Here is a 25,287-nt window from a genome sequence, read left to right on the forward strand (position 1 = left end):
AGAGGCGCGCCGGCTCGGGCCGGCGCGCCTCTCTTTGGGTCTTTTGTCAGTATGTCTCTCGGGACATGTGTCAGGACGCGGCGCGAAGTGGCGAGGCCGCCGCGTCGGGTGACGCGGCGGCCTGTCGTTCATGTCCTGGCGGACACGTCGCTCAGGGCACGCAGCTGGCGACGAAGTTCGAGAAGCAGGCGTTGACCTGTGACTTCGTGTACATGCCGAACTTGCCGTTGGGGTAGGTCGTGTCCATGAAGGTCTTCATGGCGACGACGTTGTTGTTGGCCTTGAGGCGGACGATGATCGTCATCTCGCCGTTCGCCTTGTGGGTCAGCTCGAAGGTGTACTCGGTCGCCTCGGTCCAGCCGGTGGTGGTGAACTCGCCGACGGGCACGAGCAGCTTCGAGTTGGCGGTGTCGGCCGGCTGGAGCCGGTCGGCGCACGTCTGCGGCGCGTTCATCGGGTCGGCGACGTTGACGACCTTGACCTGCATGCCGGCGGGCAGGTTGCCGCCGCAGTTGGCGAAGTCCTGACCGACGCGCTTCCACGAGAACAGGTAGTAGTGGTCGGTGTCCTGGAGGCCCCACATGAAGCCGATCCAGTCGTCGTCGTTGGTGTCGTCGGTGACCTGGAAGGTGCCGGTGATGGTGGCGTTGTCGAGGTCCCAGCCGCAGAACAGCGCCGCGCTCTTGCCGTTGATCGTCTGGCACAGCGTCTTGGTGTTGTTGTTCCACTGCCAGTTGGTGGCCGCGTCGGCCTCGTCCGGGAAGTCGTAGGTCTCGCAGATCTGCGGGTCGAGCTGCAGCGTCTGGTTCTTGAGGTAGACGGTGACGCTGTCGGACGCCATGTTGCCCTCGCCGTCGCTGACGTCGATGGTGTAGGTCGTCGGGCCGACGGGGGTCGCCATCGGGTTGGCGATCATGCCGTCGCTCAGGGTGTCGGCCGGGGTCCAGTTGTAGGCGTAGTTGCCGTCGCCGCCCATGGCCACCGCGTTCAGCTGCGCGGGCATGTTGAGGTCGACGCAGATGCTGTCGCCGGCCTCGACCGAGAGCGGGTCCCAGCACTTGAGGCCGTCGTCGTCGCAGCCGTGGTCACAGGTCTGGACGTCCTCGGCGGTGCCGCTCTCGTTGCAGGTGTGGAGGTCCTTGTCGACGCACTTGACCTCGTTCGGGTTGCAGCGCGCGCAGTTCTCGTGGACGTTCGGGTCGCGGTCGGTGCAGTCGGTGCCGGGCGTGACGCCGGGCTCGGGCATCATGTCGCCCCAGTCGTCCTCGTCGGCGTCGGTCATGCACGCCGTCGGGTCGTCGTTGGGCGCGGCGCCGGGGAAGGTGAACGCGTCGTTGTCGTCGCAGTCGGTGCCGGGCACCGCGCCGTCGTCGTCCGGGTCCGGATCGCCCCAGCCGTCGCCGTCGGCGTCGGTCTGGCACACGTTCGGGTCGACCTCGTTCTCGGCCGCGCCGGGGCCGGTGGCCGCGTCGGTGTCGTCGCAGTCGGTGCCCGGCGTGACGCCCTCGGGCGGCATGTCGTCGCCCCAGCCGTCGCCGTCCTCGTCCTCCATGCACGCGCTCTCGGAGTCGTTCTCGGCCGATCCCGGGAACGCGTTGGGGTTGTCGTCGGCGCAGTCGGTGCCGGGCACGGCCTCGGGCACCGAGGGCATGTCGTCGCCCCAGTCGTCGCCGTCGGCGTCGGTCATGCACGCCTCGGGGCTGTCGTTGGGCGCGGCGCCGGGGAAGGTGGCCGGGTCGTCGTCGGCGCAGTCGTTGCCCGGCGGGACGTCCGGATCGTCGGGCATGCTGTCGCCCGAGCCGTCGCCGTCGGAGTCCTGCGTGCACTGATCGGCGGGCAGGTCCTTGGCGGCGCCGGGGAAGATCGTGCTGTTGTCGTCGTTGCAGTCGGTGCCCGGATCGACGCCCTCCGGCGGCATGTCGTCGCCCCAGCCGTCCTCGTCGGCGTCCTCCATACAGGCCGTCATCGACTCGGCTTCGGCCGCGCCCGGGAACGCGTTGGCGTTGTCGTCGGCGCAGTCGGTGCCCGGCTCGACGCCCTCGGGCGGGTCGCTGTCGCCCCAGCCGTCGCCGTCGGCGTCCTCCATGCAGGCGGTCATCGACTCGGCCTCGGCCGAGCCGGGGAACGCGTCGGCGTTGTCGTCGGCGCAGTCGTCAGCGTTGGGGACGGACCCGGGGAACATGTCCGGCTGGCACATCGTCGGGTCGCCGAAGCCGTCGCCGTCGGCGTCCTTGCACCACATCTCGCCCATGCCCATGGTCGAGGTCGGCGTGTCCATCGTCGTCGTCGGCGCGGTGTCGGTCGGGTCGACCGTCGTGGTCTCGGTCGTCGTCTCCGAGTCGCCCTCGCTCGCGGTGACCTGCTGACACGCGGGGTTGTCGGCCTGGTTCCACACGAGGCCGTCGTCGCCGCACACGTTGCCGCAGCCCTCGAGCGCGAGCAGGCCGAGGCCGCCTACCAAGCTGGTTCGCACATCAAATCGAAGCATGCGCCGATGGTGAGCGCGGGCGTGGCGGGGCGTCAAGCGCGTCGAGGTCGTCGCTCACGCACAAGCGCACGAGCAGACCCCGGCGCGTGGACGCACACCTGTCAGGCGACATGTCCCGAGGACCAGCTCGGGCGCGGGCGGGCGCGGGCGGGCGCCGAGCGGGCGCCCGGGCCGCCGCGTGGGCGCCTCGTAAAACGCCAGTAAAACTGTGATAGGTAGCCTTCTGGGCGAAAATCTGTCGGAACGTACAGGTCGCGTTTGCGGAGGGTGTGCACGTGATTCGCTGTGATCCGCGTCGTCGCTCGTGCGAGCAATTCGCTAGGCAGCGCCGCCGATCTTATGTACAAACCTGGCCGCCGTCGTCCGTGCGACGGCAGTCGTGGGTTCGACCATGTCCAGTCTCTTTCTCTGTCGTGGCAGCCATGGCCCTCTCGATCTCCTCGACCGCGCGCGCGGCCGAGCCCGCCGGCGCGGCCGCGGGCGGCTCCGTGTCCGTGTCGCCCGCCGGCGCGTCGGCCGACGCGAACGCCTCGAAGCCGGCGAAGAAGGCCAAGAAGAAGCAGCAGGGCGCGGCCGACGGTGACGACACCCCGTGGATCAAGCGCCACCGCCCGACCCGCAACCAGCTCGAGCTCGGCATCTACGGCGGCATCCTGCTGCCGTCCAAGGAGCACGAGCTCTACAACCCCGGCGACCCGAGCGTCACCTGGCAGCCGTACAAGACGGTCGCGCCCGACATCGGCCTGCGCTTCGGCTACTACCCGCTGTCGTTCCTCGGCCTCGAGATCGAGGGCGGCGTGGCCCCGACGAAGACGGCGACCTCGGGCCAGAGCGCGGTGATCGGGATGTTCCGCGGCTACGGTATCCTCCAGCTGCCGTACCGCATCGCGCCGTTCGCCCTCATCGGCTACGGCCTCATGGGCACCAGCGGGCTCGGCAAGGACATCGACCCGACGCTCCACTTCGGCGGCGGCGTGAAGTTCTACGTCAACCAGCGCCTGCTGCTCCGCCTCGACGTGCGCGACAACGCGACCGCGCAGTACCGCACCGACGGCGGCCGCACCAACCACCTCGAGGTCCTGCTCGGCCTGTCGATCGTCCTCAACAAGAAGAAGCCGGCCCCGGCGCCGGACCCGGACAGCGACGGCGACGGCTTCAAGGACAAGGTCGACAAGTGCCCGACGACCCCGGGCGTCGCGCCCGACGGCTGCCCGCTGGCCACGCCCGCGCCCGAGCCCGACAGCGACGGCGACGGCTTCCTCGACAGCCAGGACGCCTGCCCGCAGGAGCCGGGCGTCGCGCCCGACGGCTGCCCGGAGAAGGACAGCGACGGCGACGGCTTCGTCGACAGCAAGGACAAGTGCCCCGAGGTCCCCGGCGTCGCGCCCGACGGCTGCCCGCCGCCCGACCGCGACAAGGACGGGATCCCCGACGCCGAGGACAAGTGCCCCGACATCCCGGAGACGAAGAACCAGTACCAGGACCAGGACGGCTGCGCCGACGAGGTGCCGCGCGCGGTCACCAAGTTCACCGGCGTCATCAAGGGCATCTTCTTCGACGTCGACAAGGACTCGATCAAGAAGACGTCGCGCGCCACCCTCGACAACGCGGTCAAGGTCCTCAAGGACTTCCCCGACGTCAAGGTCGAGATCAGCGGCCACACCGACAGCACCGGCGACCGCGACCACAACATCGACCTGTCGAAGCGCCGCGCCGACGCGGTCAAGCAGTACCTGGTCGACAAGGGCATCGACGGCGGCCGGATCTCGACCCGCGGCGCCGGACCCGACGAGCCGATCGCCGACAACAAGACCGCGAAGGGCAAGTCGCAGAACCGCCGCATCGAGTTCAAGCTGCAGTGAGCTGTCCTCCGGGACAGGCTCGGCCGGCGTGACTCGCAGCAGGCGAGTCACGCCGGCCCACGGCGCCGGCTCCGCGAGCCGGCGCCGTCGCGAGGTCGGTAGGTCGCACCGAGGTCAGGCGGATCGCAGCGAGCATGGCGCCGAGGACATGTCGCACGAGGCATGTCTCTCGAGACATGCATGCCGACATGGACAATGATCAGAGGCTGTCCCGGGGGACAGGTGTCAGACGGAGGCGCTGGAGCGGCGGATCCGGGCCTCTTCTCCGGCGGCGGCGAGCACCGCCTCGGCGTCGATCGACTCGTCGCCCGGGCGCCACTCGAGGTCGGCCTCGTAGGCCTTGAGCGGCTGGTGCAGCGCGCGCAGGCGCTCGAGCGCGCGGTCGAGGCGATCGAGCGGCTCCCCGAGGCCGGGGCTGCGGCGGCGGGCGGCGGCGCTGGCGAGCGCGATCACCTGCAGCGGCGTGTTCGACAGGTCGCGCACCGCGAGCAGCAGGCGCGCGGTGCGGCGGGCGTCCGCGGCCTCGGTCTGGGCCTGCACGAGCGCGCGCTCGGTGGCCAGGCCGCGCAGGCGGTACAGCAGCAGCACGGCACCCACGGCGCCGTACACGAGCAGGACCAGCGGCTCGCTGGTGTCGATGCGGGCCTGCTGGGCGGGGTCGAGGCGGACGAATTGGAGCACGGGGATCAGCGCGAACGCGAAGATGCAGAGGAGGCCGGCCCAGCGCTCGGGGGCGAGGATCGCGACGGTGAGGGCGCCGAGCTTGTGGACCTGGAACGGGATGAGGTTGGGGTCCTGCAGCTGGTACGGGCCCATGATCTGCGCGGAGGCGAGGATCGCGGCCTGGTTGAGGATGAACAGGGCCGAGCCGAGGTGGACGCCCTGCGGCCGCCGGCGATGGACCACGAGGATGAAGGCGGCGATGAGGAAGCCGACCGCGCTCGCGCCGAGCACCGGCCACCACGGCGCCGGTCCGATGTCGCGCCCGCGCAGGACATCGAGCGGGTAGAGGCAGGCGTTGAGCAGCGCCGCGATAAGCGTGCCGCGCCAGACGTGGCGGGCGTGCAACGCGGCGAAGCTCCGGGGGGTCAATGCGGCTCCAGCTCGAGCAAGCGGGCGATCGTCGGCACCGGCAGGGGCTTCTCGTACACGCGCACACCGGCGAGCTGGCGCGCCTCGGCGACCAGCGGGTGCGAGGCGGCGTGACCGGTGAGGAAGACGATCCGGCCGCGGTAGTTCTGCTCGCGCAACCATTTGTAGGCGTCGAGCCCGCTCGGCAGGCCGGGCCCGAGGTTGATGTCGAGGATCACCAGCTTCGCGTCGAGCACCCGCTTGCGGTTGTGGACCAACTCGTCGACGCTGCCGACCGTCAAGCACTCGCGCTCGGCCAGCAGGGCGACCACATCCACGAACAAGTCGCGCAAATCCTCGTCGTCGTCGAGGAAGACCACGCCTGGATGAGCCACGACGCCACCTTAGCACCGCTTGCGGGGGAACCGGAGGGGCGCCTGCGGCGCGGCCGAAAAGCACGAGCGGACAGGTCCGCACGCGCGGCCCCTCGGGCGGGCGCAGGACGCGGGCGATCACCTCAGCTCGTCGACGAAGGCGGCGATCCGGTCGGCCACGGCGCGCGGACGGTCGAGGTAGGGACAGTGACCGAACCCGTCCGGCTCCTCGATGCGCACGTGCGCGGGGACGGCCCGGCGGAAGAACTCCAGCGACGCGCTCGGGAGCAGCCGCTCCGACCGACCCCACAAGATCAGCGTCGGCGGCCGCAGAGCGGCCAGCTCGTCGGGCGTGAACATGTGCTCGGGGCGGAACGACTCGAGCACGTGCCGCAGCGGGCCGAGCGCGAAGCGGCGCAGGATGTCGGGCGCGAGGAGGGTGTTGTACCAGGGGGGCTCGTGATAGAGGCGGTCGAGGAGATCGCGCGCCTGACCGAGCGAGCGGACGCGGAAGCTGCCCGTGAGCGCCGCGAAGTCCTGGGCGTCGAGGAGGGCCCCCGCCGGCGAGGCGAGCAGCAACCCGCGCACCCGCTCGGGGCGCTCGAGCGCGTAGCGGATGGCGAACGCGCCGCCCAGCGAGTTGCCGAACAGGATCGCCGGCTCGCGCAGCCGCGCGTCCATGAAGTGCGCCATCGCGGCGTAGGCGTCGTCGACCGTGAGCCGGCCGTTGCTCGAGCTGAAGCCGTGGGCGGGCGCCTCGGGCACCCAGATCTGGCCGACCCGCCGCCGCAGCAGCGCGATCACCCGCGCGAAGCTGCTGCCGCTGGCGCCGAAGCCGTGCAGAATGACGACCGGCGGCGACTGGCCCTCGCCGCGCGCCTCGTAGTAGTGCAGCCGCCCCTGCGGCGTGGCGTGGTACTGGCTGGCGATCCCGAGCGAGTGGAGGCGCCGCCGGATCATGCGCTCGGCGAGGGGCAGGACGAACATGGGCGTGAGCTCCGTGAGGACAGGTCAGATGGGACAGGTCGAAAAGGGCAGGTCCGAAGGGGCAGGTCTGAAAGGGCAGGTCCGAACGGGCATGTCCGAAGAGGCAGGTCGAGCCGACGGCCGGGGCGGGCGCCCGCAGGCCGCGGGCCGCGGGTCGCCGCCGCGTGGGGCGGAGCGCCGGGCGCGAGGGCGCGGGTCGATCGGGTTCGCCGCGCCGCCGCCCGCGGCGGATGGAGGCGGGCGCCGCCTGGCCTCGGAGCCAGGTTCGCTCGCGGGGCGTGTCACGGGGGACGCGTCGCCAAGCGTCCCGGCGGTTCGCGCGAGGAGGCACGACGCGCTTCGCCTCGTCGCACGCGCGAGGCTGCTCGCGGGTCGAGCGCGAGGCGGGCAGGCGCCCGGAGCGGAGAGCCGAGGCCGCGGCACGGTCGGAAGCGTCGGCCGGGTCAGTAGGTGGGGCACGTCCAGGCCTTGGGCGGGCAGTCGGTGCAGCCGAGCCTGCAGGCGCCGCCGCAGCGGCTGACGATCTCGAGCGAGTCGCGGCGGACGTAGTGGTACGGGCCGTCGACGGCGGACTCGCAGTCGACGCCGATCAGGTCGCCGCAGGCGCGCTCGTAGCGGCAACGCTCGCCGAACTTCTCTTTGATCCGCGCGGCCAGCTCGGGCGAGACCTCGGTCTGCGCCGGGTTGCCGCGCGGCGGCTCCTCGGCCCCCGCGGGCGCGGCGAAGCCGGCGCTGTCGCTCTCGGCCGGCGCAGGCTCGGTCGAGGGGGCGGGCTTGCCGGCGGGCGGGTTGCTGGTGCCCGTCGCGCCGCTGCAGGCGAAAACGAGGGCCGGAGCGACGACGAGGAGCAGGCGGCGCATGACGGCGCCCAGCCTACTCGCTTGCGGACGGAGGCGGAAGCGCGGCCGCGATGCGGTCGATCGCTTGAGCGAGCTCGACGTCGAGGTTCGACAGCCCGCCGGCGTCGTGCGTGCTGAGGGTGACGTCGACGCGGTTGTAGACGTTGAACCACTCGGGATGATGGTTCATCCGCTCGGCCACGAGAGCGACCTGAGCCATGAAGCCGAACGCGGCGCCGAAGTCGGCGAAGCGGAGGCTGCGGAAGATGGCGTCACGCCCCTCGACCTCGCGCCACCCGGGCAGAGCGGCGAGAGCGGCGGCACGGGCTTCGGGCGACAGACGGGCAGGCATGGCGGCTCAGAAGAAGTCTGGATCGTCCGGCGACATGGCCGGCATGATCTTGGGGTCGGATTCTTCGATGGAGAAGCCGGGCTGCGGCTGCGGCTTCGACGGCGGCCGCGGGGGCTGCGGCTGCTGCGGCTGCGGCTGCGACTGGACGCGCAGCGGGGGCGGCGGCGGCTTGGCGACGTGCCGCGGCGACGGGTCGACCAGCTCGGGCTCGGCCTCGCCGTCCTCCGACTCGGGCTCGAGCGTCCGCGGCGGCTGGGCCTGCGCCTGCTTCTCCTGCTCCTGCGCCTGCTCGGCCAGGGCCATGAAGCTCGCCAGCAGCGACGACTGCGAGACCGGCCGCCCGCGCGGCTCGGCCCGGTTCTCGGCCGGCGCGGCGACTGCGTTGCGCAGCGGAGTCGGCTCGGACGGGGCGCTGCCGAAGCCGCTGAGGTTGACGCGCGGAGGCGGCGGCGCCTCGGCCTCGGCCATCGCGTCGAGGTCGAGCATGGCGATGTTGGAGGTGCGCGGCACGAGGTCGGCGAGCTCGCGCAGCTGCGGGACCTGGGCCGACCACAGCTCCTCCCAGGCGATGCCGAGGAAGGGCTTGGCCGTCTGCCCGCGCTGGTAGGCCTCGGCGAGCAGCGCCAGCGCGTCGCCCAGCTTGGCAGGCATGTCGCGGGTGATCTGCAGCAGCGCCGACGAGATCATGACGCCGCTCATGAGGTTGCCGAGCTGACCGACGTAGTACGACTGGACCGCGAGCTCGCCGAGCGGGCTGCCGTCGTACTCGGTGAGCACGTGGATGATCGGGTGCGTCATGCGGACCCGCAGCGCGAGGTAGGCCGCAGGGTCGCGGAAGTCGAAGCCAGCCGGAGGGCCGATGAGCCGCTGCTGCTTGTGCGCCCGCAGGTAGCGGGCGACCTCGCGGCCGAGAGTGCCGTCGCCGTACGCGTGCAGGCGGTCGAGCGACTCCGGCTGCGGCAGGTAACGGCTGTCGTAGAGCGGCCGAACCCCGTCCTGATCGAGGAGGCGGGCGACGTCGAGGCCGAGGCTGCGGATGTCGAGACGGCCGAACAAGTCGCCGAGCTCGAGGTTGGCGTCGGCCCGCACCGCATCTTCCGCGACGCCGAGGAAGGCGCTCGCCAGCTTGAGCTTCTTGAAGGGGTCGAACATCCTGGGCGTGTCTCGGAGAGGACGCGGCGCTCACGCGCCTGCTGCCATGGTACCCCACAAGCCGCGGCCATGGGAACCGCCGAGGCCCGCCGCGGCGCCGCGGAGGCCCGAGAATTCGCCTCGCATGGCCGATCTCGCGGCGCCGGACGGTGTTTCGGCGGGCCAGACCCCACCCCGGGGCTGCGGCGACGCCGCATTGGGGCGGAGATCAGGATGCGATCACGGGGAGCCCGTGGGGGCGCCGGGGCCGCCGCGGGGACTCCGCCGGGGCCCGACCGAGCTGCCCACACGCCGCCATGGTGTCGTCGCCCCGCGTGGCCCGGATCGAGGTGTTGAGCCGCAGGCCCTGCAGGTGGGCCTTGAACGCCGCGACCTGCTCCGGCTCGGGCCGGCGAAACTCACTGCCCGGGTGGGGGTTCCACGGGATCAGGTTAAGCTTGCAGGGCAGGCCGCGGACCCATTCGGCCAGCCGCTCGGCGTCGGCCAGGCTGTCGTTGACGCCGGCCAGGAGCACGTACTCGAGGGTGACGCGGGCCCGCCGGGCCAGCGGCAGCTCGCGCAGCGCCGCGAACAGCACCGCCAGCGGGTACTTGCGGTTGACCGGCATGATCGCGTCGCGGACCTCGTCGGTGGTCGCGTTGATGCTGACCGCCAGCTGCGCCGGGCTCTCGGCGACGAGCCGGCGGATCTGCGGCACCAGCCCCGAGGTCGAGACGGTCACCCGCCGCTGCGACAGGCCGAGGCCGTGGTCGTCGACCATGACGGCGATCGCCGGCAGCACCTGGTCGAGGTTGTGCAGCGGCTCGCCCATGCCCATGAACACGACGTTGGAGATCCACACGTCGGGGAAGCGGCGGCGGGCGATCACCAGCTGGTCGACGATCTCGGCCGCGCCGAGGTTGCGCGCCAGGCCCATGGTCGCGGTCAGGCAGAACTGACAGTTCATCGCGCAGCCGACCTGGCTCGAGACGCACAGGGTGGCCCGCTCGGGCCCCGGGATGAGCACCGACTCGACGGCGGCGCCGTCGTCTGTCGCGAAGACCAGCTTGCTGGTGCCGTCGGCGGCCTGCTTGACCGACTCGAGGCGGAGCGCGTCGAGCCGCGCGGTCGCGGCGAGGCCGTCGCGCACGGCCCGGTCGAGCTCGGGCATCACCGCGAAGTCGGACCGCAGCTTGCGGTAGAGTGCGGCCCACAGCGCGTCGGCCTGGCCCGGACGCAGCCCCTGCTCGGCGGCCCACGCCAGCAGCTGCGGCCGGGGCACGCCCTTCAGGAGGAGCCGTCCTTCGTGGTCGCGGGGGAGCACCGGTCGGGGATAGCACAGCCGCGCCGGCTCAGGCGACCAGCTGGCCTTTGAGCCAGGTTGCGATCGCCCGCCACAGCGGCTCGCTGGCGGGATCGGTGACCGGGGCCATGTGCCCCGGGGCGCCGAAGCCGGCGAGCCCGGGCACGCCGCGGCCGTCCTGGTCGGTGGCGCCGCCGGCCGCGAGCCGCCAGGTGGTGCGGCGCGGCAAGGGCGACCACAGGCGCTCCGCGGTGCGCGGGGAGGCCACGCGATCGCCTTCGCTGAGCACGAGCAACACCGGCAGGTCGACGCCGGCGAGGCCGGCCCGGTAGTCGTGGCCGCTGCGGGCCCGCCAGCCGTCCTCGGCGATGCAGCGGCGGAGGTCGTCGAAGCAGGAGTAGGCCTCGTCGGCGCTGCCGACGCCGAACCCGCGCGCGGGCAGGCGGCCGAGCACGCCGGTGAAGCGGGTGCCCACGGCCATGACCAGCCGCTTGAGCGCCCACACGAGCGGGCGATCTTCGGTGTCGGGCAGCCAGAAATCGGCGCACAGGGCCACGTGGGCGGCCGGGGCGCTTTCGCGCGCGGCGGCGGTGGTGCACCAGGCGGTGGTGGTGTGGCCGAACAGCGAGTGGCCGAGGGTGGCCAGCGGGAGGTCGGGGGCGAGGCGGCGGGCCAGGTCGAGGTAGACCGCGGTGTCCTCCACCAATTGATCGTAGGACCAGTCGCCGCCGCGGGCGGGGTCGGGGCCGCTGGCGCCGTGGCCCCGTAGATCCGGCAGCAGCACGCGCAGGCCGGCGTCGCACAGGGTGCGGGCCAGGCACGGGCGGTCGCGGCGGAGGAAGGTGCGGCGGTCGACCATGATCGCGTGACCGACGACGACGACGCCCCACGCGGCGCCTGCGGGCTGGAGGTCGAGGACGGAGAGGCGCCAGCCGTCGGCGGCCCGGACCCGGTGCTCGGCGATCACGCGGCGGGGGCTCCGGCCCGGCGGGCCCAGAAGAGGATCAGCGAGCCGCGCCGCTCGCAGTCGAAGTCGACCAGGCCGTGGGCGCTCAGCATGCCGCGCAGCTGGTCGACCTCGAACACGTGGAACTGGCCGACGCGCGAGACGACCGTTTCGAACCTGCGCCGCAGGCCGCTCGTGTGGGCGAAGGTGCTGGCGACGAAGGCGCCGCCCGGGCGGACCACCCGCGCGACCTCGGCGACGGCGGCCGGCGGGTCGGGCCACACGTGGAAGGCCGCGCCCGCGTGCACGCCGGCGATGCTGGCTGTCTTGAAGGGCAGGCGGCCGACGTCGCCGCGGACGGGCCGCATGAGGCCGCGGTTGTCGGCGGCCGCGCGGGCCAGCATGGCGAGCGACCAGTCGACCCCGAACACCCGCGCGAACCGGCCCGACTCGGCCAGCTTGCGCCCGGTGAAGCCGGGGCCGCAGCTGAGGTCGACCACCGCGCCGCCCTCCGCCGAAGCCAGCGCCGCCAGCACCGCCTCGAACTCGGCCCGGTAGTCGGGCAGGCCGTTGCTGGCGACGGTGACGAAGAAGGGCCGCCACAGCCGCTCGTACACGCGGGCCAGCGCCCGGCTGTGCATCAGCCGCGGGCCGAGCCCCTCGCCCGCGGCGCCGAGGTCGGGCAGGAAGTCGAGGTAGCCGCGGTCGCCCGGGTAACGCAGGTCGCACGCGCGGCAGGCCGCGCCGACGCCCTCGACGGCGAGCGGGCCGCGGCAGGCCGGGCAGCACAGTTCGGAAGGCAAGGACATGTCGTGAAGGCCAGGTCGTGAGGGGCAGGTGCGAGAGGACAGGTCTGAAAGGACAGCTCATGGCGCGGCCGGAGCGGCGGCCGGAGCGGCGGTGTAGCCGAGCTTGGTGATGGTGTCGGCGATCGCGGCGGCCGGGGCGCGGGCCGGGTCGTGGCGGACCTCGGCGGCGCCGGCGGCGTGGTCGGCGGTGCAGGCCTCGACGCCGTCGAGCTTGCGCACCGCGGCGCAGATGCCCTCCTCGCACGAGTGGCAGACCATGCCCCCGACGACGAAGCGGGTGTTGCGGACCTCCGGCGGGGCGGCGCAGGCGGCGGCGAAGGCGAGGACGAGTGCGGCGATCCGGCCCATGAGGGAGGCGAGTAAAGCGCAAAACCCAGGCCCGCGCGAGCCGGACGACGCTTCGTCGCAGGCGAGCAGCCGGAGGCCCGTGCGCACCCGCCGGCCGGCGAGCGCCACGATCGTCCGCGAGTCGAACTCGTCGGTGAGGGCGCACCCCGCCGACCCGCCGAGGTCGCCGAGCGGGTCCCGGTCGCGAGAAAACCGCCAGCGCGGGCGCGGTGGCGGTTCGTCGGCGGCCTCGCGGCCTTCTCGATGTCTCTTTAAAATCAGTTGGGGGCGACCACCGTGAGGGTGATCGTCGTGCCGAACGGGACCTTGGCGCCGGCGGCCGGGTCTTGCTTGAGCACGTAGTTCTCGCCGTGCTCCTCGTGCTCGACGCGCTTCACGTCGCCGACGTCGAGGCCCGAGTCCTTGAGCACCGTCTTGGCCTTGTTGAGGTACTTGCCGGTGACCGCGGGCACCTCGATGAGGGGGAGGGCGGCGATCGTCAGCTCGACGCTGGTGCCCGGCTGGACCTTGACGCCGGCGGCGGGCTTCTGGCTCAGGATCGTGCCGGGGGTCTTGCTCGAGTCCTTCGGGACCTCGGTGAACTCGACGCCCAGGCCCGCGAGCGTGGACTTGGCCTCGGCGATCGGCTTGCCGACCAGGTTGGGGACCTTGGCCTCGCGGGCGCGGGCGACGATGACCCGGATCTCGCGGGTGCTGGTGAGCATCGTGCCGGCGGTCGGGTTCTGCTCGAGGATCTCGCCGGGGGTCTTGTCCGGCGCCTCGCGGTCGCCGTCCTGGATGATGATGATGCTCTGCGACACCGCGATCTTGCGGGCGTCCTTGATCGTCGTTCCGACGAACTCCGGCGCCGGAATCGCCGCCTCGGCCTGCGGCGCCGGCTGGGCCGGGGCCTGCGGGGTCGGCTGCGTCGGCGCGGCCTGCACCGGCGCCGGCGCCACGGCCACCGGGGCCGCGCCCTGGTGCTGTTGCTGCTGCATCCGCTGGATCTGCGGCCCCAGCAGCACCTGGACCAGGACGGCCGTAATCAGCGAGATCAGAAACATCTTGACGGTGTCGTTCATGGGCGTCCGGGCGGGCGTAGGGCTCCCGCGAAGCATACCCCGGCCGGCGGTCTGGCCGCAAAGACTTACCGGGCCGGGCGGGCCGTGCAGGGCCACGAACTGGCCTTCGGGCAGGAGCGGCGGAGGAGCCTGCGCAGGTCCCGAGCCTCGGGTCGCGGGCGCGGCCGCGGTCGGTCGAGGCGGACCGGGTCCCGCCGCGCGAGAAAAGGCGCGCGGGCGTGCGGGCGGGTGTATGATCGCAGGCCCGATGGTCGATCCACGTACGCTCCCCGAGGACCGCTCCGAGGCCGGCTTCGGCGACTACAAGCCCGCGCTCGGCCCGGCGCAGGCGCTCGCCGAGGCCAACCGTTGCCTCTACTGCGCCGACGCGCCGTGCGTGCAGAAGTGCCCGACCGGCATCGATATCCCGGAGTTCATCCGCAAGATCTCCACCGGCAACCTCAAAGGTTCGGCGCGCACCATCCTCGACGCCAACATCTTCGGCATGAGCTGCGCCCGCGTGTGCCCGGTCGAGGTCCTGTGCGTCGGCGGCTGCGTGTACAACGAGATGGACGCGCCGCCGATCGCCATCGGCCGGCTGCAGCGCTACGCCACCGACGCGGCGCTCGCCGAGGATTGGCGCTACTTCGAGGCCGGGCCCGACAGCGGTCGCTCGGTCGGCCTGGTCGGCGGCGGTCCGGCCTCGCTGGCCGCCGCGCACGAGCTGCGCCGTCGCGGCCACGCCTGCACGATCTACGACGCCGGCAAGTGGCTCGGCGGGCTCAACACCACCGGCGTCGCGCCTTACAAGCTGCGCGCCGACGATGCTCTCGCCGAGGTCGCTTACGTGCTCGGCATCGGCGGCATCGCCGTCGAGTCCGGCGTCCAGGTCGGCCGCGACGTCACGTGGGACGCGCTGCTGGCTCGTCACGACGCGCTGTTCATCGGCGTGGGGCTCGGGGCCGATCGCACGCTCGAGATCCCCGGCAAGGAGCTCGCGGGCATCGACGGGGCGGTGGCGTTCATCGAGAAGTTCAAGCTCGGCCGCGTCGACCTCGCGGGCGTCCAGCGGGCGGTCGTGGTCGGCGGCGGCAACACTGCGGTCGACGCGGTGCGCGAGCTGGTCGGGCTCGGGGTGCCCGAGGTGACGATGCTGTACCGCGGCGACGAGGCGGCGATGAGCGGCTACGAACACGAGTGGAAGGCCGCGAAGATCGAGGGCGTGCGATCGTTGTGGCACACCCAGCCGACGGCCTACGTCGGCCGCGACGGGCGGGTCGCCGGGCTGCGCTGCGTCAAGCTCGGGGCCGACAAGCGGCCGCTGCCGGGCCAGGAGTTCGAGGTGCCGGCGAAGCTGGTGCTGCTGGCGATCGGGCAGGCGCGGCTGGGCGAGCTGGTCGCGGGGCTCGGTGGGGTGCAGCTCGAGGGCGGGCGGCTCGTCGTCGACGCCGACGGAGCCACGGGCAACCCGCGGGTGTTCGCCGGGGGCGACTGCGCCAACGGCGGCAAGGAGGTCGTCAACGCGGTCGCCGAGGGCAAGCGGGCGGCGCTGGCGATCGATCGGGCGCTCACGACGGGCGCGAGCAAGTAAAGGATCCACACCACATGGCCTTCGGGACATCTGTCGACCTGACCTCGAACACCGGCGGGATCGTCACGCCCAACCCGTTCTGGCTCGCCTCGGCGCCGCCCGCCAACTCGGGCGCGCAGATCATGCGAGCGTTCGACGCCGGCTGGGGCGGGGCGGTGTGGAAGACGCTCGGGACGCCGATCCAGAACGTGTCGTCGCGGTTCGGCGCGCTCCACTTCAAGGGCACCCGCGCGATCGGCTTCAACAACATCGAGCTCATCACCGACCGCCCGCTCGAGGTCAACTTCCGCGAGATCGCCGAGGTCAAGAAGCGCTACCCCAAGCACGGCGTGATCGTGTCGCTGATGGTCGAGACGCGCGACGAGTGGCGCGACATGATCAAGCGGGCCATCGACGCCGGGGCCGACGGGCTCGAGCTCAACTTCGGCTGCCCGCACGGGATGTGCGAGCGCGGCATGGGCTCGGCGGTCGGCCAGGAGCCGGCGCTCAACGAGAAGATCACGAGCTGGGCCGTCGAATTCTCGACGGTGCCCGTGCTGGTCAAGCTGACGCCCAACGTCGACGAGATCAATCCGCACGGCCTGGCCGCCAAGCGCGGCGGGGCCCACGGGGTCTCGCTCATCAACACGATCAAGAGCCTCATCGGCATCGACATCGACCGCTTCGTGCCCGAGCCGCGCGTCGGCGGGCTGTCGACCAACGGCGGCTACTGCGGCGCCGCGGTCAAGCCGATCGCCATGCACATGATCGGCAGCCTCGCCCGCGACCCCGACTTCGGCCTGCCGATCAGCGGCATCGGCGGGGTCGCCAACTGGCGCGACGCCGTCGAGTTCATCCTGCTCGGCTGCTCGTCGGTCCAGGTCTGCACCGAGGTCATGCTCCGCGGCTACCGGGTCGTCGGCGACATGATCGAGGGCCTCACCGAGTACATGCGCTCGCACGGCTTCTCGACGATCGAGGAGATGCGCGGCAAGGCGGTGCCGCAGTTCTCCGAGTGGGGCGAGCTCGACCTCAACTACGAGACGGTGGCCAAGATCGACCCCGGCAAGTGCATCGGCTGCCACGCCTGCGTGGTCGCGTGCCACGACGGCGCCCACCAGTGCATCCACCCGGCCCCCAAAGAGGCCGGCACCCGCGTGCCCGTGGTCGACGAGTCGGAGTGCGTCGGCTGCAACCTGTGCCAGATCGTCTGCCCGGTGCCCGACTGCATCACGATGGCCGCGGTCGACAACGGCTTCAAGCCGGCGACCTGGAACGAATTCCAGTCCGAGGGCAAGCTGCTGCGCCCGAAGAAGGGCGCGCACTGAGCTTTAAGAAAACGAGGGACATGTCCGCTGCGACATGTCCCTGGCTACAGGGCGCAAAGGGCATGTCTGCGGGGCCATGTCCTCGCGGGGCGCCGGACGCGGCTCGCAGACGGGCAGCAGCGAAGCGCATGGCCGCCGGTCGGTGTGGCGGCAGCAGCCGGCAGCGAGGGGCATGGCCGGAACACACGCCCCGGGCGCGTCACCAGGGGGCGAGCTCGAGCCGGCTGGTCATGTCGGCCGGCTTCTTGTACGGGCCCTTGGTGGCGATCGGGTTGCCGTCGCGGCCGATGAGCTCCATCGTCAGGGTGTGGCTCGCGCGGTCGGCGGTGACGCGGGCGAAGTTGTCGTCGTTACAAAAGTTCCAGGCGCGGTAGTCCATCGTCACGCCGGGGCGAATTTCAAAGGTGTCGGGGGTCCGCGGGTCGCGGGAGTCGTGGACGAACTCGGCGGGGTCGCCGTCGGCGAACGGGAACGGCCAGTAGAAGGCCGAGGAGACCAGCGAGTAGGCGCGCAGGTCCTCGCCGCCGCCGCCGCGGAATTCGAGCCGGGCGACGGAGGCGCTGTGGACGTCGCCCGACAAGAACACGACGTTCTGGATCTTGCTGTCGACGATGGTCTGCAGCAAGGCCCGCCGGGTCTGCGGGAAGGCCGGCCAGGCGTCGGTCTTCTCGAGGTGGGCGACGCTGGCGCCGTGGATGGCGAACACCGGGTTGGGCGCGAACACGCTGGAGCTGACGATGAACTTGGGCACGTTGCCGCGGTCGGCCTGCTGGTCGCGCAGCCACTCGCACAACACGTCGAGCTGGCTCGGCTCGTCGGGGTCGAGCGAGGGCCGGCCGAGCATGTGGTTGTCGTCGACGTTGTCGGGGACGTCGTCCATGTAGCGCTGCGTGCGGCAGTCGAGGGTGAAGAACGGGTAGCCGCTGCTGACGAAGCTGTAGTAGAGCCGCTTGCCGTAGTTGCGCGGCGAGTGGCTCCACTGATAGCTCATGTAGGCGCCGATCGCGAGGTTGAACAGGATCTTCTTGCCCGGCTTGTGCAGGCGGTCCTGGGCCCAGTTGTCCTCGATCTCGTGGTCGTCGAGGCACATGTACGTCGGGACATGTCGCAAGAGCCTGCGCATGTTGAACGAGCCGAACGCCTGCTGGTAACGGTCGGTGAACTCGGCGTGGGTGTCGGCGAGCCCGACCGGGACGGCGCGGTGGAAGGTGTCGGCGTAGATCTGGTCGCCGCACATGACGACGAGGCTGGGCTTGGCGCCGAGCTTCTCGGTCGACAGCTCGGTGAACATGGGGCCGAAGATCCGGTCGGACTCCTTGATCTTCCACATCAGGCCCGGGTACCGGCACGAGCCGAGCATGAAGGAGAAAGCCGGGGCGGCGGCGCTGCGCGGGCTGCAGGTGCGAAACACGGCCTCGCAGGCGACGTCCGGCAGGCGCTCGACCTGGGCCGCCCACACCTGCGGGTTCGGCAAGGTCGCGGCGAGCTCCTGATCGCTGGCGCGCAGCTCGTTGTCCTCGGCGTCGTCGAGCGCGAGCGAGGCGAGGCGCACGCGGTAGGTGGTGTCGGGCTCGAGCGCGAAGACCGGGGTGGTGCCGCCGAGCCCGGTCTCGAAGCCGAGGATGAAGGTGCCGGTGCGATCGAACTCGCGCTGGAGGCGAAAATAGAACACCGGCCGCACGGGGGCCGGGATCACGTGCTCGCCCTTCTGCATGACGACGAGGACGCCGACGGTGCGCCGGTCCTCGTCGGCGACGACCTTGCGCGGGTCGTCGAGCGCGGCCGCCTGCATCCACAGGCGACAGGAACGGTCAGTCGTGTGGCCGATGATCGGGCCCAGGCCCGGCGGACGAAGCGTGCTCATACGCCCACCAGCGTAGTGCGGAACGCGAGATCGTTGCAAACCCGTGACGCGGGCGTGAAGTCGACGAACGTCGCGCGCATTCGCCCGAGTCGGGCGCGCTCGCGTGCGGCGCCGGCGGTGAACGTTGCCGCTACAAGTCGCGCACGCGCGCAGCACTCGAGGCGGCGACGCACGCGGGGCCGAAGGCGGCGGCGTGGACGCGTCTCCCGGGCAAGGGAGCGAGTAGAGCCGTCTCGGTCGCACGCGCGCCGTGATGTGTCCTCGAGGACACATGATTCGAGATGGAGGACATGTCCTCGCAGACACCCGCGCCACGGCCGAGGCGACACCTCGCGGGTCGGCGACCAGCGCTCCGCAATCTGGTCGAAGGTCAGGGTCTGCATGCTGCTGCGCCTCTGATCGCGCAGGCTCGCAGATCAGCTCGCCGATGGAGCCTGCTTCGGTCTCACCAGAGTCCCCAGGGCCTCCACGCCCACCGGCGGCTCAGGCAGCCACGGCAGGACGAACGTGCGCTGGGCCAGGCCGCCGGCGATCCGCGCGACCTGGCGGCGCTCGCCGGCCAGCCGCGCTTGCAGCAGCGGATCGCTCGTACCCGACGCCGCGACGCTCTTGTTGATCACCCAGGCCCACGGCTCGATGTTCGCGCGCCGCAGGTCGTCTTGCAGCGCGGCCGCCTGGCTGACGGGCGTCACCTCGGGCAGCGTGACGATGATGACGCGCGTCAGCGACGCGTCCTGCAGCCGCATCAACGGCGTGACCACGTTCTTGACCCCGGGCCCGGTATGGCGCGTCGCCTGGCGGTGATAGGCGCCGGTCGCGTCCATCAGCAACAGCGAGTGCCCGGTCGGCGCGGTGTCCAGGACGACGAAGGCGCTGCGGGCCTCGTTCACCACGCGGCTGAACGCGTGGAACACCGCGACCTCCTCGGTACACGGCGACTGAAGATCCTCGAGCAGCAGCGCACGGCCCTGCGCGTCGAGGTCCTTGCCGCGGGTGCGCATGATCTTGTCGATATAAGCCTGGGTCTCGACCTTCGGGTCGATGCGGCCGACCTTCAGCCCGTCGAGGCCGCCGGCGAGGATCTCGGCGACGTGCGCGGCCGGATCGGTGGTCGTCAGGTGGACGCTGTGACCGCGCTGCACGAGGCCGACGGCGAGCGCGGCGGCGATCGTCGTCTTGCCGACGCCGCCCTTGCCCATGACCATGATCAGGCCGTGGCCCATCGCCGCCAGCTCATCGGCCAGGTGTGCGAGCGGCTCGGCGGACAGCGTGACGCCGGGCTCGGCGGGCGCGGAGGCGGGCTCGGGTCCGCGGCCGAGCAAGGCGCGCAACGCCGGCAGACCGACGGTGTCGAACGGACGCAGCGGCACTTCGTCGCGCGGCAGGTCTGCGAGCGCGACGGGCAGCGTGGCGAGCGCTTCACGACCGAGCGCCTCGATCGCGCGGGCGACCGGATCGTCGGGACGACTCGCGTGGAACACGGCGTTGATGACCAGCCGCTGGTTCGCCAGGCCGAGCGCGCGCAGCTCTCGGCGGTGCGCGCGGCCTCGTGCATCGGCCGCGGGTCGGGCCGCGTGACGAGCACGACCGTCGTCGTCGCGGGATCGCTCAACGCGGACAGCGCGGCGTTGAAGCGCGACTCTTGCATCTTCAGGCCGGAGTGTGGGCCGAGGCACGAGGCGCCGCGATCGTTGCCGGCCAGGAAGCCGCTCCACAGCTTCGGCAGGCTGAGCAGGCGCAGGGTGTGGCCAGTGGGCGCGGTGTCGAAGACGACGCGATCCCACTCCCCGCGTCGGTGCGGCCGTGACCGGCCAGCAGCGCCGCGAACTCGTCGAAGGCGGCGATCTCGGTGGTGCAGGCGCCCGAGAGCTGCTCACGCACCGTGTCGCGCTCGGCGTCGGGCGTGCCGGCGGGCATCTGCGCGAGCACGCGTCCGCGGTACGCCTCGGCCGCGGCCTCGGGGTCGATGTTGAGGACGCTCAAGCGCGGTACGCCGGGCACGGCGACGGGCTGGTTGGACAGCGGCGCGCCGAGCATCTCGTCGAGGTTGGACGCCGGGTCGGTGCTGACCAAAGGACACGCTGGCCGGCGTCGGCCATGGCGATTGCGGCGGCGGCCGACAGCGAGGTCTTGCCGACGCCGCCCTTGCCGGTGAAGAACAAGAGCGCGTCGCGGCGGCGAGGAAGCCCGGGGCGACCGCCGCGGGAGACGGCGCGGCCCGAGGCCGACGCGCGCGTCGAGCTCGGCGAGCCGGGCTTCGATCTCCGCGGCGGCGCGGCGGAACCGGGCGCGCAGCTCGTCCGGGCCGAGCGTGGGGTCGTCGCTCGCGGGGTCGTCGATCGGCCAGTGCAGCCGCGGCGCTTTGCTCAAGAACACCGGGCACACCTCCTCGGCGCACAGCGTGACGACGAGGTCGACGCTCGCCGGGTCGATCGAGTCGACCGACTTCGACGTGTGCGAGGAGAGGTCGAGCCCGCGCTCGGCCATCACCTCGATGGCGTACGGGTTGACGTGCGAGGGCCGAGAGCCGGCGCTCTGCACCCGCACGCGGTCGCCCCAGCGGGCGCGCGCGAGGGCCTCGGCCATCTGACTGCGCGAGGAGTTGGCGACGCAGAGGAACAGGACGCTGCGGATGTTCGGGTCGGTCATGGCGTCACGCGGGGAAGCGGGCGGCGGTGCGGTTGGCGAAGGCGCACAGCGAGAGCATCACGGGGACCTCGACGAGCACGCCGACGACGGTCGCCAGCGCCGCGCCCGATTGCAGGCCGAACAGGCTGATCGCCACCGCGACGGCGAGTTCGAAGAAGTTGGAGGTGCCGATCAACGCGGCCGGCGCCGCGACCGGGTGTGGGACCTTCCACGCCCACGCCCACAGGTACGCGAGCGCGAAGATGCCGTAACTCTGGAGCAGGAGCGGCACGGCGATCAGCGCGATGGTCAGCGGGCGCTCGACGATCGTCGTCGCCTGGAAGCCGAACAGCAGTACGACCGTGCCGAGCAGGCCGAGGATCGACACCGGCTTGAGCGCGCCGACGAACCGGCCGAGCGCGCCACGGTCGAGCGAGCGTCGCGTCAGCGCCCGGCGGGTCAGCACGCCGGCCACCAGCGGGATCACGACGTAGAGGACGACCGACAGCAGCAGCGTCTCCCACGGGACGACGATGTCGGTGACGCCGAGCAGCAGCGCGGTGATCGGCGCGAACGCCACGACCATGATCAGGTCGTTGACCGCGACCTGGACCAGCGTGTAGTTGGCGTCGCCGCGGGTGAGCTGGCTCCACACGAACACCATCGCCGTGCATGGGGCGACGCCCAGCAGGATCGCGCCGGCGATGTACTGCTGCGCGTCGGCCTCGGGCAACAGGCCCGCGAACACGTGCAGGAAGAACAGGCTGGCGAGCGCCGCCATCGTGAACGGCTTGATCAGCCAGTTGATCGCCAGCGTGATCACGAGTCCCTTCGGTCGCCGCCCGACGTCGCGGACGGCCCCGAAGTCGACCTGGATCATCATCGGGTAGATCATCACCCAGATCAGCGCGGCGACGACGAGGTTGACGCGGGCAACCTCGAGGGCGCTGATGGTGGCGAACAGGCCGGGCGCGAGGTTGCCGAGCGCGACACCAGCAGCGATGCACAGCGCGACCCACACGCTCAGGTAGCGCTCGAACACGCCGAGGGGACTCGTGGACTTGTCGGACATGGTTATCGGCTCCGAACGATTTGCGACTAGAGGCCGCCGATCAGGGCCTTGAGGCGGCGGATCGTCCGCGGCTCGAGGCAGTAGCAGGTGCGGGGACCGTCGATCTCGCCGCGGATCAGGCCGGCGTCCTTGAGCACCTTGAGGTGCTGCGAGACCGTCGACTGCGCGAGCGGCAGCTCCTCGACGATCTCGCCGCAGACGCAGGCGCTTCGCCGGGCCAGCAGCCGGAGGATCTGCACCCGCGCAGGGTGGCCGATCGCCTTGGCGAGCGCGGCGAGCTCGACGTCGGCCTCCTCGCCCTCGACCGGGCGGAGGTCGGGCCGGTCATCGGCCGGCGGGCAGCACGCTGCGGGCGGATCGGCAGTCATCGTAAAAATACGATATAGGCGCTGGCGCGGCTTTGCAAGCGCTCAACACTCACACGCGGGACGTGGACGACACAGCGCGGGCCGGAGCGTCGTCTGCGGGAGCGGAGCACGATGAACGACCACGACCACGACGTGCCGCGCGGCGCCGACCGCGGCTGCCCTCCCGGCTGCTGCGAGACCGTCGCCGAGACGAACGACGGCTGCACGAGTCCAAGCGCGCGGCCGACCCCGCGGGTCCTCGGCAACGCCTGGCACGGGCTCGCAATTGGCCGGATTCTGGCGTATACGCCAGGCCTGAGGCGAATCACGGTCGGCAATTCGCGGAGCGAGACGCTCGAGATCAGCCCGGCGGCTCGATCTCCTCGCACTTCTCCTGGATCACTCCTGCCAGCGCGTCACCCACCACCATCGCGTAGTCGCTGGGGTCGCCGTCGATGTCGCCGGTGAAAGGCGGGGCCGAGAACGACTCGAGGAACGTCTTCAGCGTCGAGTCGCCGGGGTTGTCGTAGCAGAAGCCGGGCACCAGGCCGGACGCGAGGATGCAATTGAGCCCGCCGCACGCTTGCTTCGCCGCGACCAGCTTGTCGACCCATTGACTGACGGGCTCCGGCGACTTGTCGGGCTCGTCGGTGAGGACGAAGACCACCAGCACCGCGCCGGCGTCGCGGATGAAGCCCGCGTTCGTCGGCGCCGTGGCCGGGTCGGCGGCCCAGCCGGCGGCGGCGGCCGGCATCTCGAACGAGCAGCCCGTCTCGCCGGCGGCGGTGGCTGCGGCCGTGAACCATGCCTTGAGCGCGGCCGGGTCGTCGTCGGTGTTCAGCGAGAAGTAGTGCTGACCTTGCCATTCGAACAGGCGGCCCTGCCCGCCGTTCTCGTTGGTCGTCGCCGGCGGCGCCACGTAGTGCTGGAGGATCTGCTGCTCGCTCGACTGGCTGACGCAGTTGACCGTGCTCTCCGAGCAGCTGCCGTCGTAAAGACGTCGTCGTCATGCCGACGTGGAGGTCGGTGCCGGGCGGCAGCGCGGCGACGATCGCGTCGACGAAGTCGGGGAAGACCGCGCTCAGGTCCTCCTGGTGCTTGCCCATCGACGCCGAGTTGTCGATCACGAACAGGAGGTCGACCGCCGTGCAGCCCTTGGCCGCGTCGGTGTCGGCGGTCGGGTCGCTCGGGAAGTCGGGCTGGCCGAGGTCGAGCTTGATCCCGCTGCTGTCGTTGCCGGTGGTGGTGGGGGCGGGGCCCGTCGACGTGGTCGGGCCGCCGGTCTCGGTGGCGGAGCCGGTGCCCGGGTCGGTGGTGCTCGCGGGGTCGTCGGTGGTACCCGCGGTGAGCGGCGGCAGCGTGGTGGGGGCGGTGGTCGGCGTGCCGGCGGTGGCGGTGGCGGTGCTTCCGGCGTCGTCGCCGCAAGCGGTGAGGGTGACCGCGAGCGCGGCGAGGACGCGGGCGCAGGCGCCGGGGGTCGAACAAACGGTTCGCATACGGGTAATAGGCTCCCGTGTTCGCCTATACAGCCGAGCTCGTTCGCCGGCAAGGGTTCTCGGCAGCGCCTGCTCCCGGATGGGGGAAGGCGGCTACAATGCGCGGACGATGCGGTGGTTCGTCGGCGACCTGCAAGGTTGCGCCCGGGAGTTCGAGGACCTGTTGCGGAAGATCCGCTTCGATCCGCAGAAGGACGAGCTGTGGTGCCTCGGTGACCTGGTGAATCGCGGGCCCGACTCGCTGGCGGCCGTCCGCTTGTGGCGGGACGTCGGCGGCCGCGGCGTCGTCGGCAACCACGATGTCTACGCGCTCCTCATCGCCGCCGGGCGATGGCCGCGCAAGCACGACACGCTCGGACCGCTGCTCGCCGCGCCCGAGGGGCCGGATCTGCTCGCTCGCCTGCGCGCGATGCCGGCCCTGCAATTCCTGCCCGCAGGGCCAGGTTCGAAGGGGCCCGACGTGTGGGCGGTGCACGCCGGGTTCCATCCGCGGTGGAGCGACTTGCACGGCCTGGCCGCGCGGGTCAACGGGGCGCCGCACGACGACGCGTGGCTGGAGTCGCCCGAGCTGTCGTTCATGACGCGCGTGCGCTGCTGCACCGCGTCGGGCGAGCGCAGCAAGTTCGACCGCAAGGCCGAGGACTGCCCGCCGCCGTACCGCCCGTGGGACGAGTTCTACCGCGGCGAGCCGATGGTGATCCACGGCCACTGGGCGTGGCGCGGCCACTACCGCGGGCCGAAGACGATGGGCCTCGACTCGGGCTGCGTGTACGGCGGGCCGCTGACGGCGTGGTGCCAGGACGAGGACCGCGTCGAGCAGGTGCCGTCGCGCGGGGCGTGACGGCGGGCTGGCTTTCGGGACATGTGATTCGGCGGCTCACTGTCTGCCCGGTGCCGGCTGACACATTGGACATGTCTTCAAGGGCATGTTCGTGCGGACAGCTCTTGCCGCTCCGGTTCGGACGAAGAGGTGAGGTCTGCCGGCCAGGTACCCGGGCTGCTCGTGGGCGCGAGGCGCACGAGACATGTTCTCGAGGACATGTCTCAATCGACATGCTTGCCGGCGGCGCGCCAGGCCCGGGCGAAGCCGCCGGACAGGACGAAGCGGGGGAAGGTGACGAACTGCTCGGCGACCAGGCGCGCGAGCATGTCGCCGCGCGAGCGGAACGGGGCCGGGGCGACATGCTCGCGGCGATGGCCGCGGCCCTGGGCGGCGAGGGCGAGGAGGACGAGCACGAGGCCGACGCCGGCGAGGGCGAAGCGGCCGCCGGCGAGGGCGAGGACGAACAGGGGCAGGCCGAGGACGAACAGCGGGACGGTCACGGCGTGGAGGGCGAGGTTGGCGCGGTCGGCGTGGTTCAGCGAGTAGTGCTCGAACTGCCAGGCGAGGAGGTCGGGGCGCATGCGGAGGGTGTAGCGCGGGGACCAGGCG

Annotated in this window: 21 protein-coding genes and 2 pseudogenes; 4 read left to right on the top strand and 19 right to left on the bottom strand. The window is 71.8% G+C overall.

Features of this window, described 5'->3' with window-relative positions:
- Positions 1 to 151: 151 nt before the first annotated feature.
- Positions 152 to 2,461, bottom strand: coding sequence for a hypothetical protein (locus OV079_RS48665; RefSeq protein WP_267777082.1), 2,310 nt, complete (start codon positions 2,459 to 2,461; stop codon positions 152 to 154).
- Between the two features lie 449 nt (positions 2,462 to 2,910).
- Here OV079_RS48665 and OV079_RS48670 point away from each other — a divergent pair, with 449 nt between their 5' ends.
- Positions 2,911 to 4,350 carry an OmpA family protein gene (locus tag OV079_RS48670; protein ID WP_267777084.1) on the top strand — a complete coding sequence of 480 codons (1,440 nt, stop codon included), beginning with the start codon at positions 2,911 to 2,913 and terminating at the stop codon, positions 4,348 to 4,350.
- A 225-nt stretch (positions 4,351 to 4,575) separates the two neighbouring features.
- On the opposite strand, the gene OV079_RS48675 is transcribed toward OV079_RS48670, so the two are convergent.
- From OV079_RS48675 to OV079_RS48725, 11 genes are all read right to left on the bottom strand, one after another.
- On the bottom strand, positions 4,576 to 5,442 hold the full coding sequence (locus OV079_RS48675; RefSeq protein ID WP_267777086.1) for a hypothetical protein: 867 nt from the start codon (positions 5,440 to 5,442) through the stop codon (positions 4,576 to 4,578).
- Entirely contained in the window at positions 5,439 to 5,816 is a 378-nt protein-coding gene (locus OV079_RS48680; RefSeq protein ID WP_267777089.1) for a response regulator, read from the bottom strand. The genes OV079_RS48675 and OV079_RS48680 overlap by 4 nt, the downstream gene beginning before the upstream one ends.
- Positions 5,817 to 5,933: 117 nt before the next feature.
- Positions 5,934 to 6,782 carry an alpha/beta fold hydrolase gene (locus tag OV079_RS48685; protein ID WP_267777091.1) on the bottom strand — a complete coding sequence of 283 codons (849 nt, stop codon included), beginning with the start codon at positions 6,780 to 6,782 and terminating at the stop codon, positions 5,934 to 5,936.
- A gap of 443 nt (positions 6,783 to 7,225) precedes the next feature.
- Entirely contained in the window at positions 7,226 to 7,642 is a 417-nt protein-coding gene (locus OV079_RS48690; RefSeq protein WP_267777092.1) for a hypothetical protein, read from the bottom strand.
- Positions 7,643 to 7,655: 13 nt separating this feature from the next.
- Positions 7,656 to 7,973, bottom strand: a complete 318-nt coding sequence (locus tag OV079_RS48695; RefSeq protein WP_267777094.1) for a 4a-hydroxytetrahydrobiopterin dehydratase — start codon at positions 7,971 to 7,973, stop codon at positions 7,656 to 7,658.
- Positions 7,974 to 7,979: 6 nt separating this feature from the next.
- Complete coding sequence (locus OV079_RS48700; protein ID WP_267777095.1) at positions 7,980 to 9,125, bottom strand: Coq4 family protein; 1,146 nt, start codon at positions 9,123 to 9,125, stop codon at positions 7,980 to 7,982.
- Between the two features lie 208 nt (positions 9,126 to 9,333).
- Complete coding sequence (gene rlmN, locus OV079_RS48705; RefSeq protein WP_267777097.1) at positions 9,334 to 10,428, bottom strand: dual-specificity RNA methyltransferase RlmN; 1,095 nt, start codon at positions 10,426 to 10,428, stop codon at positions 9,334 to 9,336.
- Positions 10,429 to 10,456: 28 nt separating this feature from the next.
- Positions 10,457 to 11,374: an alpha/beta fold hydrolase gene (locus tag OV079_RS48710; protein ID WP_267777098.1), complete on the bottom strand. Its 918-nt coding sequence runs from the start codon at positions 11,372 to 11,374 to the stop codon at positions 10,457 to 10,459.
- Positions 11,371 to 12,162, bottom strand: coding sequence for a methyltransferase domain-containing protein (locus tag OV079_RS48715; RefSeq protein ID WP_267777099.1), 792 nt, complete (start codon positions 12,160 to 12,162; stop codon positions 11,371 to 11,373). Before OV079_RS48715 ends, OV079_RS48710 begins: the two co-directional genes overlap by 4 nt.
- 57 nt (positions 12,163 to 12,219) lie before the next feature.
- A complete protein-coding gene (locus tag OV079_RS48720; protein ID WP_267777100.1) occupies positions 12,220 to 12,510 on the bottom strand; it encodes a heavy-metal-associated domain-containing protein in 291 nt (96 codons plus the stop codon).
- 257 nt (positions 12,511 to 12,767) lie between these two features.
- Positions 12,768 to 13,571 (bottom strand): PASTA domain-containing protein, encoded by an 804-nt coding sequence (locus tag OV079_RS48725; protein WP_267777101.1) that lies wholly within the window; start codon positions 13,569 to 13,571, stop codon positions 12,768 to 12,770.
- 247 nt (positions 13,572 to 13,818) lie between these two features.
- On the opposite strand from OV079_RS48725, the gene OV079_RS48730 reads away from it, so the two are divergent.
- Positions 13,819 to 15,141 (top strand): NAD(P)-dependent oxidoreductase, encoded by a 1,323-nt coding sequence (locus OV079_RS48730; RefSeq protein WP_267777102.1) that lies wholly within the window; start codon positions 13,819 to 13,821, stop codon positions 15,139 to 15,141.
- A 14-nt stretch (positions 15,142 to 15,155) separates the two neighbouring features.
- Positions 15,156 to 16,448 (top strand): NAD-dependent dihydropyrimidine dehydrogenase subunit PreA, encoded by a 1,293-nt coding sequence (gene preA, locus OV079_RS48735; RefSeq protein ID WP_267777103.1) that lies wholly within the window; start codon positions 15,156 to 15,158, stop codon positions 16,446 to 16,448.
- 199 nt (positions 16,449 to 16,647) lie between these two features.
- On the opposite strand, the gene OV079_RS48740 is transcribed toward preA, so the two are convergent.
- From OV079_RS48740 to OV079_RS48765, 6 genes and pseudogenes are all read right to left on the bottom strand, one after another.
- Positions 16,648 to 18,312 (bottom strand): alkaline phosphatase D family protein, encoded by a 1,665-nt coding sequence (locus tag OV079_RS48740; RefSeq protein WP_267777105.1) that lies wholly within the window; start codon positions 18,310 to 18,312, stop codon positions 16,648 to 16,650.
- Between the two features lie 416 nt (positions 18,313 to 18,728).
- Positions 18,729 to 20,474: pseudogene (arsA, locus tag OV079_RS59915) on the bottom strand (arsenical pump-driving ATPase).
- 91 nt (positions 20,475 to 20,565) lie between these two features.
- Positions 20,566 to 20,961, bottom strand: a pseudogene (locus OV079_RS59920) (arsenate reductase ArsC); the annotation flags it as partial.
- 4 nt (positions 20,962 to 20,965) lie between these two features.
- Complete coding sequence (gene arsB, locus OV079_RS48755) at positions 20,966 to 22,012, bottom strand: ACR3 family arsenite efflux transporter (protein ID WP_267777106.1); 1,047 nt, start codon at positions 22,010 to 22,012, stop codon at positions 20,966 to 20,968.
- Between the two features lie 26 nt (positions 22,013 to 22,038).
- On the bottom strand, positions 22,039 to 22,380 hold the full coding sequence (locus OV079_RS48760; RefSeq protein WP_267777108.1) for an ArsR/SmtB family transcription factor: 342 nt from the start codon (positions 22,378 to 22,380) through the stop codon (positions 22,039 to 22,041).
- 340 nt (positions 22,381 to 22,720) lie between these two features.
- Positions 22,721 to 23,278 (bottom strand): hypothetical protein, encoded by a 558-nt coding sequence (locus tag OV079_RS48765; RefSeq protein ID WP_267777110.1) that lies wholly within the window; start codon positions 23,276 to 23,278, stop codon positions 22,721 to 22,723.
- Between the two features lie 686 nt (positions 23,279 to 23,964).
- Here OV079_RS48765 and OV079_RS48770 point away from each other — a divergent pair.
- The gene (locus OV079_RS48770; RefSeq protein ID WP_267777111.1) at positions 23,965 to 24,696 is read left to right on the top strand and encodes a metallophosphoesterase; all 732 of its coding nucleotides are present in this window, start codon (positions 23,965 to 23,967) and stop codon (positions 24,694 to 24,696) included.
- A gap of 203 nt (positions 24,697 to 24,899) precedes the next feature.
- Here OV079_RS48770 and OV079_RS48775 read toward each other — a convergent pair whose 3' ends face one another.
- Positions 24,900 to 25,259, bottom strand: a complete 360-nt coding sequence (locus tag OV079_RS48775; RefSeq protein ID WP_267777112.1) for an Mpo1-like protein — start codon at positions 25,257 to 25,259, stop codon at positions 24,900 to 24,902.
- Between the last annotated feature and the right edge of the window lie 28 nt (positions 25,260 to 25,287).

The sequence above is a fragment of the Nannocystis pusilla genome, from assembly GCF_026626665.1.
GTDB classification, from domain to species: domain Bacteria; phylum Myxococcota_A; class Polyangia; order Nannocystales; family Nannocystaceae; genus Nannocystis; species Nannocystis pusilla.

Bases quoted from the DNA above. Each gene is read 5' to 3' on its own strand.
- OV079_RS48670 (WP_267777084.1), top strand. From the start codon at position 2,911: ATGGCCCTCTCGATCTCCTCGACCGCGCGCGCGGCCGAGCCCGCCGGC.
- OV079_RS48685 (WP_267777091.1), bottom strand. From the start codon at position 6,782: ATGTTCGTCCTGCCCCTCGCCGAGCGCATGATCCGGCGGCGCCTCCAC.
- OV079_RS48690 (WP_267777092.1), bottom strand. From the start codon at position 7,642: ATGCGCCGCCTGCTCCTCGTCGTCGCTCCGGCCCTCGTTTTCGCCTGC.
- OV079_RS48695 (WP_267777094.1), bottom strand. From the start codon at position 7,973: ATGCCTGCCCGTCTGTCGCCCGAAGCCCGTGCCGCCGCTCTCGCCGCT.
- OV079_RS48700 (WP_267777095.1), bottom strand. From the start codon at position 9,125: ATGTTCGACCCCTTCAAGAAGCTCAAGCTGGCGAGCGCCTTCCTCGGC.
- OV079_RS48715 (WP_267777099.1), bottom strand. From the start codon at position 12,162: ATGTCCTTGCCTTCCGAACTGTGCTGCCCGGCCTGCCGCGGCCCGCTC.
- OV079_RS48720 (WP_267777100.1), bottom strand. From the start codon at position 12,510: ATGGGCCGGATCGCCGCACTCGTCCTCGCCTTCGCCGCCGCCTGCGCC.
- OV079_RS48725 (WP_267777101.1), bottom strand. From the start codon at position 13,571: ATGAACGACACCGTCAAGATGTTTCTGATCTCGCTGATTACGGCCGTC.
- OV079_RS48730 (WP_267777102.1), top strand. From the start codon at position 13,819: ATGGTCGATCCACGTACGCTCCCCGAGGACCGCTCCGAGGCCGGCTTC.
- preA (WP_267777103.1), top strand. From the start codon at position 15,156: ATGGCCTTCGGGACATCTGTCGACCTGACCTCGAACACCGGCGGGATC.
- OV079_RS48740 (WP_267777105.1), bottom strand. From the start codon at position 18,312: ATGAGCACGCTTCGTCCGCCGGGCCTGGGCCCGATCATCGGCCACACG.
- arsB (WP_267777106.1), bottom strand. From the start codon at position 22,012: ATGTCCGACAAGTCCACGAGTCCCCTCGGCGTGTTCGAGCGCTACCTG.
- OV079_RS48760 (WP_267777108.1), bottom strand. From the start codon at position 22,380: ATGACTGCCGATCCGCCCGCAGCGTGCTGCCCGCCGGCCGATGACCGG.
- OV079_RS48770 (WP_267777111.1), top strand. From the start codon at position 23,965: ATGCGGTGGTTCGTCGGCGACCTGCAAGGTTGCGCCCGGGAGTTCGAG.
- OV079_RS48775 (WP_267777112.1), bottom strand. From the start codon at position 25,259: ATGCGCCCCGACCTCCTCGCCTGGCAGTTCGAGCACTACTCGCTGAAC.